Annotated in this window: 10 protein-coding genes; 8 read left to right on the forward strand and 2 right to left on the reverse strand. The window is 70.6% G+C overall.

Features of this window, described 5'->3' with window-relative positions; translation table 11 throughout:
- Positions 1-35: 35 nt before the first annotated feature.
- The 6 genes from ABZ208_RS08455 (at position 36) to ABZ208_RS08480 (ending at position 7,929) form a co-directional block, all read left to right on the forward strand.
- Entirely contained in the window at positions 36-1,655 is a 1,620-nt protein-coding gene (locus ABZ208_RS08455) for an ATP-binding cassette domain-containing protein (protein ID WP_356908753.1), read from the forward strand.
- Between the two features lie 343 nt (positions 1,656-1,998).
- Positions 1,999-3,591 (forward strand): protein kinase, encoded by a 1,593-nt coding sequence (locus ABZ208_RS08460; RefSeq protein ID WP_356908754.1) that lies wholly within the window; start codon positions 1,999-2,001, stop codon positions 3,589-3,591.
- Positions 3,592-3,860: 269 nt separating this feature from the next.
- A complete protein-coding gene (rplM, locus tag ABZ208_RS08465) occupies positions 3,861-4,304 on the forward strand; it encodes a 50S ribosomal protein L13 (protein ID WP_356908755.1) in 444 nt (147 codons plus the stop codon).
- A gap of 42 nt (positions 4,305-4,346) precedes the next feature.
- Positions 4,347-4,865, forward strand: coding sequence for a 30S ribosomal protein S9 (gene rpsI, locus ABZ208_RS08470; protein ID WP_328397555.1), 519 nt, complete (start codon positions 4,347-4,349; stop codon positions 4,863-4,865).
- A gap of 138 nt (positions 4,866-5,003) precedes the next feature.
- Positions 5,004-6,362 carry a phosphoglucosamine mutase gene (gene glmM / locus ABZ208_RS08475; protein WP_356908756.1) on the forward strand — a complete coding sequence of 453 codons (1,359 nt, stop codon included), beginning with the start codon at positions 5,004-5,006 and terminating at the stop codon, positions 6,360-6,362.
- Between the two features lie 337 nt (positions 6,363-6,699).
- On the forward strand, positions 6,700-7,929 hold the full coding sequence (locus ABZ208_RS08480) for an alpha/beta fold hydrolase (protein ID WP_356908757.1): 1,230 nt from the start codon (positions 6,700-6,702) through the stop codon (positions 7,927-7,929).
- A gap of 7 nt (positions 7,930-7,936) precedes the next feature.
- Here ABZ208_RS08480 and ABZ208_RS08485 read toward each other — a convergent pair whose 3' ends face one another.
- A complete protein-coding gene (locus tag ABZ208_RS08485) occupies positions 7,937-8,875 on the reverse strand; it encodes a DUF389 domain-containing protein (protein WP_356908758.1) in 939 nt (312 codons plus the stop codon).
- Between the two features lie 12 nt (positions 8,876-8,887).
- Positions 8,888-9,883 (reverse strand): type I pantothenate kinase, encoded by a 996-nt coding sequence (gene coaA, locus ABZ208_RS08490; protein WP_356908759.1) that lies wholly within the window; start codon positions 9,881-9,883, stop codon positions 8,888-8,890.
- A gap of 831 nt (positions 9,884-10,714) precedes the next feature.
- Between coaA and glmS the strand changes: the two genes are divergently transcribed.
- Both glmS and ABZ208_RS08500 read left to right on the forward strand, forming a co-directional pair.
- The gene (gene glmS / locus ABZ208_RS08495; protein WP_356908760.1) at positions 10,715-12,562 is read left to right on the forward strand and encodes a glutamine--fructose-6-phosphate transaminase (isomerizing); all 1,848 of its coding nucleotides are present in this window, start codon (positions 10,715-10,717) and stop codon (positions 12,560-12,562) included.
- Between the two features lie 4 nt (positions 12,563-12,566).
- A complete protein-coding gene (locus tag ABZ208_RS08500; protein ID WP_328397541.1) occupies positions 12,567-12,935 on the forward strand; it encodes a holo-ACP synthase in 369 nt (122 codons plus the stop codon).
- The last annotated feature ends 123 nt before the right edge of the window (positions 12,936-13,058 follow it).

Consider the following 13,058-nt stretch of genomic DNA (forward strand, 5'->3'; position numbering starts at 1 on the left):
GGGCGAAGGCGTCCCCGGCGGTGAGACTGGGCCGCATGGGACATGTAGAAGCGGCGCATCTGGAGTACTGCCTACCGGACGGGCGGGTGCTCCTCGGTGATGTGTCGTTCCGGGTGGGCGAGGGAGCGGTCGCGGCCCTGGTGGGAGCCAATGGCGCGGGGAAGACCACGCTGCTGCGGCTGATCGCCGGAGAGCTGCAGCCGCACGGCGGATCGGTGGGTGTCAGCGGCGGGCTGGGTGTGATGCGGCAGTTCGTCGGATCGGTGCGCGACGAGCGCACCGTCCGGGATCTGCTGGTGTCGGTCGCGCAGCCGCGGATCCGTGAGGCGGCGGCCGCGGTCGACGCCGCGGAGCACGCGATCATGACCGTCGACGACGAGTCCGCGCAGATGGCGTACGCGCAGGCGCTGAGCGACTGGGCCGAGGCGCGGGGGTACGAGGCCGAGACCGTCTGGGACATGTGCACGATGGCCGCGCTGGGGATGCCGTACGACAAGGCACAGTGGCGGCAGGTGCGGACCCTCTCGGGCGGTGAGCAGAAGAGGCTCGTGCTGGAGGCGCTGCTGCGGGGGCCCGACCAGGTCCTGTTGCTGGACGAGCCGGACAACTACCTGGACGTGCCCGGCAAGCGGTGGCTCGAGGAACAGCTGAAGGAGACCCGCAAGACGGTCCTGTTCGTCTCCCACGACCGCGAGCTGCTGGCACAGGCGGCGGAGCGGATCGTCGCCGTGGAGCCGGGGCCGGCCGGGTCGGACGTCTGGGTCCACGGCGCGGGCTTCGCGACCTTCCACGAAGCGAGACGGGAACGGTTCGCGCGCTTCGAGGAGCTCAAGCGGCGCTGGGACGAGGAGCACGCCCGGCTCAAGGCGCTGGTGCACCGGCTCCGGCAGCAGGCGGCGATCAGCCCCGACATGGCGTCGCGGTACCGGGCGATGCAGACGCGTTTCAAGAAGTTCGAGGAGGCGGGCCCGCCGCCGGAGCCGCCGCGCGAGCAGGACATCAGGATGCGGCTGAAAGGCGGCCGGACCGGTGTGCGGGCGCTGACCTGCACGGGTCTTGAGCTCTCGGGCCTGATGAAGCCGTTCTCCCTGGAGGTCTTCTACGGGGAACGGGTGGCGGTGCTCGGCTCGAACGGCTCCGGCAAGTCGCACTTCCTGCGGCTGCTGGCGGGCGAGCAGGTGGCCCACGCGGGCGAGTGGAAGCTGGGCGCGCGCGTGGTACCGGGCCACTTCGCCCAGACCCATGCGCACCCCGAGCTGCTCGGGCGGACGCTCGTCGACATCCTGTGGACGGAGCACGCGAAGGACCGGGGCGGGGCGATGTCGGCCCTGCGGCGGTACGAACTGGAGCGCCAGGGCGACCAGCCCTTCGAGAAGCTGTCGGGCGGCCAGCAGGCGCGCTTCCAGATCCTGCTGCTGGAGCTGTCGGGCACGACGGCGCTGCTGCTGGACGAGCCGACGGACAACCTGGACCTGGAGTCGGCGGAGGCGCTCCAGGCGGGCCTGGAGGCGTACGAGGGCACGGTGCTGGCCGTCACCCACGACCGCTGGTTCGCCCGCTCCTTCGACCGGTACCTGGTGTTCGGCTCGGACGGGATGGTCCGGGAGACGGCGGAGCCGGTGTGGGACGAGCGAAGGGTGCAGCGGTCGCGGTGACCTCGGGCGGTCGGCGGGGTGGGGCAGGGCAGCCCGGCCCCTGCGGCGATCGAGGACCGGCGCGACCCGGTAAGGGGGCACGGCACCGTCCGGGAACCTCAGCCCTCCCGGCGTTCGCACAGCGAGGCCCGAGGCGGCGCCCCAGCGGGTGCGTCCCGGGTCCGGGGCCGTGACGGGTGGACCGGTCAGAGAGCCGCTCTGCGCTGCCGGCAGGCAGGGCCCGGGAGGCTCGGCCCCTCCGGCTCCGAGGAGCGGGTCCTGCGCGGTGCACCGGGGTGCAGCCCGGGCCCCGCGTGGGTAGGGGTGAGCCGTCGAGCAGCGATGTGATCCCCGGGGGGCGGACATGCAGGGCGACGGTGTGGCGGACGCGGTCCGCCCGGGCCGCAGATTCGGGGCGTTCACGGTGCTGGACGAGCTCGCCGGCGGCGGCATGGGGCGCATCTATCTCGCCCGCTCCCCGGGCGGCCGTGTCGTCGCGGTGAAGACGCTGATCACCGACAGCCGGGACGACCGCCGCCGCTTCGCCCGTGAGGTCGTGCTCGCCCAGCGCGTCCAGGGCGTGTTCACCGCGAGCGTGGTGGCGGCCGACGCGGAGGCCGCGGTGCCGTGGATGGCCACCGAGTACGTCCCCGCCCCGTCCCTGCGCGAACTGGTGGAGGGATGCGGGACGCTGGGCGCGAGCGCGCTGTACTGGGTGGCGGCCGGGATGGCGGAGGCACTGGTCTCCATCCATGCCGCCGGCCTCGTGCACCGGGACGTGAAGCCGTCGAACGTCCTGCTGCCCGTCGAGGGCCCGCGGGTGATCGACTTCGGGATCTCGCAGGCCCATGACGTGACCCGGACCCAGACCGCGCTCGGCACGGTCGCCTACGCCTCGCCCGAGCAGGCCCGTGGTGAGGAGACCACCGCCGCGTCGGACGTCTACTCGCTCGGGGCGACGCTCTTCTGTCTCGCCGTCGGCCGGGCCCCCTACCGCGACGGCGGCGCGGGACCGGCCATGGAACAGCTCGTCCGCACGGCGACGGGCGACCTGGACGTCTCCGGGCTGCCGGCCGAGCTGGAGGGGCTGGTCCTGCCGTGCCTGGCTCTGGACCCGGCGGACCGGCCCGCCCCGGCGGAGATCCTCGCGTACTGCGCGGTCCGGCTCGGCGAGCGCCCGGACGCCCGCGGCGGAGAGGACTGGCTGAGCGGGGCGTGGGTCGAGGCGATCGAGCGGCACCGGGATCAGCGCGTCCGGGCGGTGGAGGACGCCCGCCGGCGTATCGACCCGGACGCGGCCACCGCCGGGGTTCCGCTGCCCCGCCCGACCGGTCGCCTGGACGCGCCGACCGCGGCACCGGCGCCACGGGTGCGGCGGACCCGGCTCACGTGGACTGCCGGAGCAGGAGCCGTGGTGCTCGTAGGGCTCGCGGTGCTCCTGGCCGTACGCCCCTGGGAGGGCGGCGGAAAGGCGGCCGCGGGCCTGCCGGACGAGCCCGTACGCATCCTGGAGGTGGAGAGCGAGTCTCCCGGGGTGTGCCCCACGGACTCCCCGGACCTGCCTTTGACGCAGTCGCCCGCGCCCGCCGGCCGGTCCTTCACCTCGGACCAGCGCCAGAACTGCGTCATCGCCTCGACGGCCCCCGGGATGACCGTCAACCGGTTCAAAGAGGTCAGCGCCTACAAGGAGAAGCCGCCAGGGCGTGAGGGCTGGTCCGTCCGCGTCACCTTGAAGGACGCCGACCGCGTGAAGTTCGCCGAGCTGACCGGGAAGATCGCCGGCCGCAGCCTGCCGGTGGACGATCCGGCGGGCAAGCTGGCGTTCGTCCAGGGTGACAACCGGCTGCTGGTCAGCGTTTCGATCCGGGACCCGCTGACTGCCGGGACCGCCGTCATCGCCGTGGGGCTCAAGGAGAATGAGGCCCGGTTCCTTGCCCAGGCCCTCGGCGCGCCCTGATCCCCGGCCCGCCGGGCACCAGCCGTTTTGACCCGCGCAGGGCCACGCGGGTATTCTTCTGGTTCGTTATGCGTATTGGCTTGCTCTATCTCACGTGAGGGGCCCTTACGCCGGTCCACCGGGCCGATGACCAGCGGCAGGCACTCGGGTTGCGTCCCCGTAGCGCCGCCAAGGCTGTCGTGATCGTCCGGGTGGCCTTGTCAGGACCTGTTCTCCTGCCCTCACGGGCCGGGAGATACCCACTCACTGAAGAAGCGAAGGCTACGACCGTGCGTACGTACAGCCCCAAGCCCGGCGATGTGACGCGCCAGTGGCACATCATCGACGCGCAGGACATCGTCCTGGGCCGTCTGGCGACCACCGCCGCAACCCTTCTCCGGGGCAAGCACAAGCCGATCTACGCGCCGCACGTTGACACTGGTGACTTCGTCATCATCATCAACGCGGACAAGGTGCACCTTTCCGGCAACAAGCGGACCCAGAAGATGGCGTACCGCCACTCCGGTTACCCGGGTGGTCTGCGTTCCGTCCGCTATGACGAGCTGCTCGCGAAGAACCCCGAGAAGGCCGTCGAGAAGGCCGTCAAGGGCATGCTCCCCAAGAACACCCTGGGCCGTCAGATGCTCTCGAAGCTGAAGGTCTACGCGGGCGAGAACCACCCGCACGCTGCTCAGCAGCCGGTCCCGTTCGAGATCACCCAGGTCGCGCAGTAGTTCCGGCCACCCCCTAAGACGAAAAGAAATCTGAGGAGCATCGTGGCCGAGACCACCGCCGAGACCCCGCTCGAGGGCGAAGAGACCTACGCCGAGGTCACCACCTTCGAGTCCGACGCCCCCGTCGAGGGCGAGTACACCTCCGAGTCCATGGCGTCCCGCTTCGGCGACCCGCAGCCGGCTGCCGGCCTGGGTCGTCGCAAGAACGCCATTGCCCGCGTCCGGATCGTCCCGGGCACCGGCAAGTGGAAGATCAACGGTCGCACCCTTGAGGACTACTTCCCCAACAAGGTGCACCAGCAGGAAGTCAACGAGCCCTTCAAGGTGCTCGAGCTCGACAACCGCTACGACGTCATCGCCCGCATCTCGGGTGGCGGCGTCTCCGGTCAGGCCGGCGCCCTGCGCCTCGGCGTGGCCCGCGCGCTGAACGAGGCGGACGTGGACAACAACCGCGGCCCCCTGAAGAAGGCCGGCTTCCTTTCCCGCGACGACCGTGCGGTCGAGCGCAAGAAGGCCGGTCTCAAGAAGGCCCGCAAGGCCCCGCAGTACAGCAAGCGCTAAATCGCACGCTGGCCTGTACAGCTTGTACGGCTATTCGTTCGCCCCGGCGGCACTCCGTGCTGCCGGGGCGTTCGTTTATTGACTCGACAGCCTCGGGCGTATAACGGTTCGAGCATTCACCATTCTCGGAGGACAACAGTGGGACGACTCTTCGGAACGGACGGTGTACGCGGTGTCGCCAATGCCGATCTGACGGCAGAGCTCGCGCTCGGCCTGTCGGTCGCTGCGGCACATGTGCTGGCCGAGGCGGGCACCTTCGCCGGCCATCGGCCGACCGCGGTGGTCGGGCGCGATCCCCGTGCCTCCGGAGAGTTCCTGGAGGCCGCCGTCGTGGCGGGCCTCGCGAGCGCAGGTGTCGACGTGCTGCGCGTCGGTGTGCTGCCCACCCCCGCGGTGGCGTATCTGACCGGCTCGCTGGGCGCCGATGTCGGCGTGATGCTGTCCGCCAGCCACAACGCCATGCCGGACAACGGCATCAAGTTCTTCGCCCGCGGCGGCCACAAGCTGGCCGACGAGCTCGAGGACCGTATCGAGCAGGTCTACGAGCAGCACCGGACCGGAGAGCCGTGGGAGCGGCCGACAGGCGCCGGAGTGGGCCGTGTGACGGACTACGACGAGGGCTTCGACAAATACGTCGCCCACCTCATCGCCGTCCTTCCCAACCGCCTCGACGGGCTGAAGGTCGTCCTCGACGAGGCGCACGGCGCGGCGTCCCGGGTCTCTCCGGAAGCCTTCGCCCGGGCCGGTGCGCAGGTCGTCACGATCGGTGCGGAGCCCGACGGTCTCAACATCAACGACGGCTGCGGCTCGACCCACCTGGGCCTGCTGAAGGCCGCGGTCGTCGAGCACCGCGCCGACTTCGGAATCGCTCACGACGGCGACGCGGACCGGTGCCTGGCCGTGGACGCCGACGGCAACGAGATCGACGGTGACCAGATCCTGGCGGTGCTGGCGCTCGCCATGCGCGAGGCCGGGATGCTGCGCGGGGACACCGTCGTCGGCACCGTCATGTCCAACCTCGGCTTCAAGCTGGCCATGGAGCGCGAGGGCGTGAAGCTCGTGCAGACGGCGGTCGGTGACCGTTACGTCCTGGAGGCGATGAAGGCTGAGGGCTTCGCGCTCGGCGGCGAGCAGTCCGGGCACGTCATCGCCCTCGATCACGCGACGACCGGCGACGGCACCCTCACCGGCCTGATGCTGGCGGCCCGTGTCGCGGCGACCGGCCGCCCGCTGGCCGAACTGGCCGGGGTGATGGAGCGGCTGCCACAGGTGCTGGTCAACGTCCCGGACGTGGACAGGTCGCGGGTGGACACCTCTCCGGAGCTGGCCCAGGCCGTCGCCGAGGCGGAGCGGGAGCTGGGCGTGACGGGCCGCGTGCTGCTGCGTCCGTCCGGCACCGAGCCGCTGGTCCGGGTGATGGTCGAGGCCGCGGACATCGACCAGGCGCGCAGCGTGGCGGGCCGGCTGGCCGATGTGGTGAAGTCCGCACTGGGCTGACCTCCGCGTGGCCGGGCGTACGCAGGGGCCGGCCCCCGCGTACGCCCCGCCGGGGTCGTTTTCCGGCGGGACCCGGGCAGCGCCGTTCGAGGTAACGACGGGTGTCGCGGAGCGGGGCCCGCAGGCGTGGGTCCTACGTTCGGCTGGCATGACGTACGTATCGAGTGATCACGCATCAGGCCCCACGCGTCGCACGGCGCTCGCCGGGCTCGTCGCAGGGGCCGGAGCCGCGCTGTCCGCCGGGTGCAGCCCCTCGGGTGCGGCGCCGGCGAATGCGCCCACCCCCAGCCGTACGGCGTCGGCCTCTGCTCCCGCGGGCGGTCCCACGCCCGGGGCGATGACCTTGTTCAAGGACCCTGCGTACAACTTCAGCGGGCTCCTCGCCCTGGGCGGCTCCGGCTCCGGCGCCGGTGAGGTGGGCGAAGTACTCACCGCCGTCAACGCGATCAACAAGGCCGGCCTCTCCGCGCAGACGTATGTCGAGACCTTCAGGAAGCTCGGCGACCAGCTGATGGAGGCGCCCGAGGGTGGCGGCAAGCCCGGAGACCAGACCACGCGCTTCCGTGCGCTGCGGGCCGCGCAGTACTACGGCCAGGCGCTGTTCTTCGTCCTCGGCTCCGACGACCCCGGCAGTGAGGAGCAGCGGTACAAGGACGGACGGGGCGCCTGGGACACGTTCTGCGACCGGTGCGACCCGGTGCCGGTGAAGGCCAAGGTCCCGTACGGCAGTACTCCGCTTCCGGTCTGGTTCTTCCGGCCGGACGAGTCCACCACGCGCCGCCCCACCGTGATCCTCACCAACGGCAGCGACGGACAGAACGTCGACATGTGGACCTACGGCGTCCAGGCCGCGCTGGATCGCGGCTGGAACGCCCTGGTGTACGACGGGCCCGGTCAGGGACAGCTTCTTTTTGTGGACCAGGTGGTCTTCACCCCGACGTGGGAGAAGGTCGTCAGCCCACTCGTCGACTGGCTCGCCGCCCGCCCCGACGTCGACAAGGACAAGATCGCGATCACCGGACTGAGCATGGGAGGTGATCTGGCCCCGCGGGCCGCCGCCTTCGAGGACAGGATCGCCGCCCTGGTGGCCATGCCCGGCTGCCTGTCGCCCTGGCTGGGCTTTCCTCCGGAGCTCCGGGAGATCCTCACCCCGAGCAAGACGGAGACCAACAACATCTGGAACAAGGAGGTCGTCCCCGAGTTGCCTCCGCCCGTCGCCGCGACGCTGAAGAAGCGCTTCGAGCCGTTCTCCGTCCCGGCGATGCTCGCCGCCCGCGAGGGCAAGATGTTCACCGACTTCTACACGCCCGCCAAGCTCGTCGCATCGCTCGACATCACGTCCGTCGTGGGCCGTATCAAGATGCCCACACTGGTCCTCGACTACGACTACGAGCAGTTCTATCCCGGCCAGCCGCGCGAGATGTTCGACAAGCTGACGGCTCCCAAGGACTACGTGAAGCTCACCACGGCCGAAGGCGCCCAGCTGCACTGCTCCCCGATGGCCCCGCAACTGCACTGCGAGGTCGTCTTCGACTGGCTGCGGGAGACTCTCGGGGCGGGCAGCTAGAGGTGCGTCAGAGCTTCGCGGTGCGCCGGCGCTGAATCGCCCAGTGCACCTTCTGGAGCAGCAGGGTCAGTGTGCCTGCCAGCACGATGCCCAGCAGGTTCAGCAGCAGCTGCTCGGTCGAGCCCCATGCCTGCTTGTACTCGGCGTAGCTGAAGGCGACTGCGGCGTTCGCCGCCGCCGGGACCGTGGTCACCGAGATCGCGACCCCGACCAGGGCGCCCGACTTCGCCGAGGTCAGCGAGAGCATGCCGGCGGCGCCCGCGAGCAGAGCGACGATGAACGAGAACTCGTCCGGGGCGTAGATGAAGCTCGTGTTGGGACGCTCGGCATCCAGCTTCGCCCTGGAGAACAGATCCAGCGCATCCATGAAGTAGCTGAAGCCCACGGTGACCAGTATGGCGGCGGCGAAGCCCACGATCAGCGCCTGGAACGAGCGCCAGGCCAGCCGCGGGGCGCGCTGGACCAGGGCCGTACACATCCCGGCCAGTGGGCCGAACTCCGGGCCGACCGCCATTGCGCCCACGATCAGGATGGCGTTGTCGAGGACCACACCGCAGGCCGCGATCATCGTCGCGAGGGTGAGAAAGGCGATGTAGGTGCCGCTGAGCGTGGACTCCTCGTGGGTGGCGTCCTCCAGGTGCTCCCACAGCACCGCGTCCGCACCCTCGCCCGGCGCCTCCTTCTCGGCCTTGTCGGCGCGTCTGGAGAGCGAGAGGCCGATGTCCTCGACGGCGATCGAGCCGCTCTCGTCGATGCCCAGTGCACGCAGCTCGCCGATCAGCTCGTCACCGGCCTCCCGTGCCACATCGCACAGCACCAGGTCGCCCCGGGGGTTGCGGGCCGCGCCGGGTACCACGGCGAGATGGGCCGTGCCGACGGTCTTCTCGATGAGGGAGACCACCTCGGCCGTACGGTTGCCCGGGGTGATCAGGCGAAAGTGCAGCACGCGCAGCGACTCCTACAGCTTGCGCAGCGACAGGCGCTGCACCTTGTGGTCGGGACCCTTGCGGAGCACCAGCGTGGCCCGGCCGCGGGTCGGCGCCACATTCTCGAGCAGATTGGGCCTGTTGATGGTGCGCCACATGGTGCGCGCGTAGTCCAGGGCCTCCTCCTCGGACACCTGGGTGTACTTCCTGAAGTACGAGAAGGGGTTCTGGAACGCCGTCTCGCGCAGCTTGCGGAAACGGTTGAGGTACCAGGTCTCGATGTCCTCCGGCCGTGCGTCGACGTACACGCTGAAGTCGAAGTAGTCGGCGAGCCCGACCCGGGTGCGCCCGTCGGAGCCGGGCAGGGCCGGCTGCAGGACGTTGAGTCCCTCGACGATGAGGATGTCCGGGCGGCGTACGGTCAGGCGCTCGTCCGGGACGATGTCGTAGATCAGATGCGAGTAGACGGGTGCGGTGACCTCGTCCTTCCCGGCCTTGATGTCGGCGACGAACCGGGTCAGCGCCCGGCGGTCGTACGACTCGGGGAAGCCTTTGCGCGACGTCAGGCCGCGGGCCTGGAGCTCCTTCATCGGCAGCAGGAAGCCGTCGGTGGTGACGAGTTCGACGCGCGGGTGCTCGGGCCAGCGGGCCAGCAGGGCCTGCAGCAGACGTGCGACGGTGGACTTGCCGACCGCGACGGAACCGGCGACGCCTATGACGAACGGGGTGCCGCGCTGGGCGCCGTGCCCGTTGCCGGCGTCACCGAGGAACGTGTTGAGGGCGCCCCGCAGCTCGGCCGTGGCCTGCACATACAGGTTGAGCAGCCGGGAGAGCGGCAGATAGACGTCGCGGACCTCGTCCAGGTCGATGACGTCACCGAGGCCGCGCAGCCGCTCGACCTCCTCGGCCGTGAGGGGCAGCGGCGTTTTCTCGCGCAGGGCGCTCCACTCCGCGCGGGTGAGGTCGACATACGGCGTCGACGGAGGCTCGGCCCGGCGGTGGGCGCTTCGTGGCGGCGAAGAGATCACACGGTCATTGTCGTGCGTGCGGGGCGCGTGTGGTGGGTGGGATCCATCACGCGACGGGTCCCGGCTCCGCCCGGAGTGTCAGTGGCGCACGTCACAGCCGCGGGGGAGGCGGGCGCCGTCCGACGTCCGCGAACCCCGGGGACGAGGACGTACCGGGCGAAGGCCCGATCCCGGCCGCTCGGTCCGGTCCCGCTCGTCCGGGCCCACGTGTCCGGTGCCAACCTTTGGCCATGGCGTTCCTGGCTGAGCTGGATGTGGCCCTGTACGGCTGCCTCGACGGTGACGATGCGGGCTTCCCCGTTCCCTCCTTTCCTTCGAGCACGACTGGAGCACGCCGTTTCCGGCGGCCGGTGTGACGGTCCCTTTCACGAGGGAGCCCGGCGAGCCGAAGCACAGGCCGGATGTGTACGGGTACCCCCGGATGAGGGACCGGGTCTGCAACCGGCTCGCCTTCGATGTGCTGACCCGGTGCGCCGGCCCGGACATCCGCACTCTCGCCCGTGGGGTGCTGGGGGACGCGCCGCTGTTCGTCGTGCAGGCCGCGGCCGTCATCGACGCTGTCGTGGACAGGGAGGCGTCGCTCATCGACACCTGCGAGACGTACGAGGCACTCCGCTTCCCTGCGTTCCGCCGGAGCATGGCCGACGCCGTCGCCTCCCGGGTGTTCCGCGTCCCCGGGACGTCAGCGATGTGTTCGTCGGCGACACGTCCGGCAGGCCCTGACGGACGCCGGTGTCACGGGGCTGAGGTTCGTGCGGGTCGACTGGGCACCGTCCTGATCCGGCGGCAGCTGTCCGTGCCGAGCCGGGTTCCGGGTCGTAGGCTGCCGACATGTGCGGAATCGTGGGTTACGTCGGCGGACAGTCGGCGCTCGATGTGGTCATCGCCGGGCTCAAGCGGCTCGAGTACCGCGGCTACGACTCGGCCGGGGTCGCGGTGCTCGCAGATGGCGGGCTCGCCGCGGCGAAGAAGGCGGGCAAGCTCGTCAATCTGGAGAAGGAGTTGACGGAGCGGCCACTGCCGAGCGGGTCCACCGGGATCGGGCACACCCGATGGGCCACGCACGGCGGACCGACCGACGCCAACGCACATCCCCATCTGGACAACGCGGGCCGCGTGGCCGTCGTGCACAACGGGATCATCGAGAACTTCGCGGCCCTGCGTGCCGAGTTGGCCGAGCGAGGACACGACCTGGCGTCCGAGACCGACACCGAGGTCGTGGCGCACCTGCTCGCCGAGGCGTTCTCGTCGGCGGGGGACCTGGCCGAGTCGATGCGGCAGGTGTGCCGGCAGCTGGAGGGTGCCTTCACGCTGGTCGCCGTGCATGCCGACGAACCGGATGTGGTCGTGGGCGCGCGACGGAACTCCCCGCTGGTGGTGGGCGTTGGAGACGGTGAGTCCTTCCTTGCGTCGGACGTGGCCGCGTTCATCGCCCACACGCGGTCCGCGATCGAGCTGGGGCAGGACCAGGTGGTGGAGCTCCGCCGGGACGGCGTGATGGTCACCGACTTCGAGGGGCGGCCCGCCCAGGTGCGGTCGTACCACGTGGACTGGGACGCTTCCGCGGCCGAAAAGGGGGGCTATGACTACTTCATGCTCAAGGAGATCGCCGAGCAGCCCAAGGCGGTCGCCGATACGCTGCTGGGCCGGATCGACGCGGCCGGCTCGCTGAGGCTCGACGAGGTACGGATCCCGGTGTCCGTGCTGCGCGAGGCCGACAAGGTCGTCATCGTCGCCTGCGGGACGGCGTTCCACGCGGGAATGATCGCCAAGTACGCCATCGAACACTGGACCCGTATCCCGTGCGAGGTGGAGCTGGCGAGCGAGTTCCGCTACCGGGACCCGATTCTGGACCAGCGCTCGCTGGTGATCGCGATCTCGCAGTCCGGCGAGACCATGGACACCCTGATGGCGGTGCGGCACGCGCGCGAGCAGGGCGCCAGGGTGCTGGCCATCTGCAACACCAACGGGTCCACGATCCCGCGGGAGTCGGACGCCGTGCTGTACACGCACGCGGGTCCCGAGGTCGCGGTCGCCTCGACCAAGGCGTTCCTGACACAGCTGGTCGCCTGCTATCTGGTCGCGCTGTATCTGGGGCAGGTCCGCGGCACCAAGTGGGGCGACGAGATCCATGTCGTCGTCCGGGACCTGGCGCACATCTCCGGCGAGGTCGAGCGGGTGCTGGAGACGATGGAGCCGGTGCGGGAGCTGGCACGCTCGCTGGCGGACAAGAACACGGTGCTTTTCCTGGGGCGGCACGTGGGCTATCCGGTGGCGTTGGAGGGTGCGCTGAAGCTCAAGGAGCTCGCGTACATGCACGCGGAGGGGTTCGCGGCCGGTGAGCTCAAGCACGGGCCGATCGCGCTGATCGAGGAGGACCTTCCGGTGGTGGTCGTCGTGCCGTCACCGCGTGGGCGCTCGGTGCTGCACGACAAGATCGTCTCCAACATCCAGGAGATCCGGGCACGCGGGGCGCGGACGATCGTGATCGCGGAGGAGGGGGACGAGACGGTCGTGCCGTATGCGGACCATCTGATCTGGATCCCGGCGACGCCGACGCTGCTGCAGCCCATGGTCGCGGCCGTGCCGTTGCAGGTCTTCGCCTGCGAGCTGGCGACGGCGCGCGGCAACGAGGTGGACCAGCCGAGGAATCTGGCGAAGTCGGTGACCGTGGAGTGAGCGCGTGATCATTGGGGTGGGGATCGATGTCGCGGAGATCGACCGGTTCGCCGAGTCGATGAGGCGCACGCCGGCGATGGCGAAGCGGCTCTTCCTGGACCGCGAGTTGCTGCTGCCGAGCGGCGAGCGGCGGGGATATGCCTCGCTCGCTGCCCGGTTCGCCGCGAAGGAGGCACTGGCCAAGGCTTTGGGTGCGCCGGCCGGGCTGCTGTGGACGGACGCGGAGGTGTACGTCGAGGACACCGGCCGGCCCCGGCTGCGGGTCCGCGGCACGGTCGCCGAGCGGGCATCCGAGCTCGGTGTGCGGTCCTGGCACGTGTCGCTCAGTCACGACGCCGGCGTGGCCTCGGCCGTGGTGATCGCTGAGGGGTAGGACACCGTACGGGGCAAGGTCCGCTCGCCGCTGCGGAACACCGGGGGAGGGGCCGGCCGGGCCGTTGCCGCCAGGGGCAGTCAAACCGGCGCGGCGCGCGGTCACTTGAGTCGCACGGCGCGC

It is taken from the genome of Streptomyces sp. NPDC006208, assembly GCF_040613775.1.
Lineage (GTDB): Bacteria > Actinomycetota > Actinomycetes > Streptomycetales > Streptomycetaceae > Streptomyces.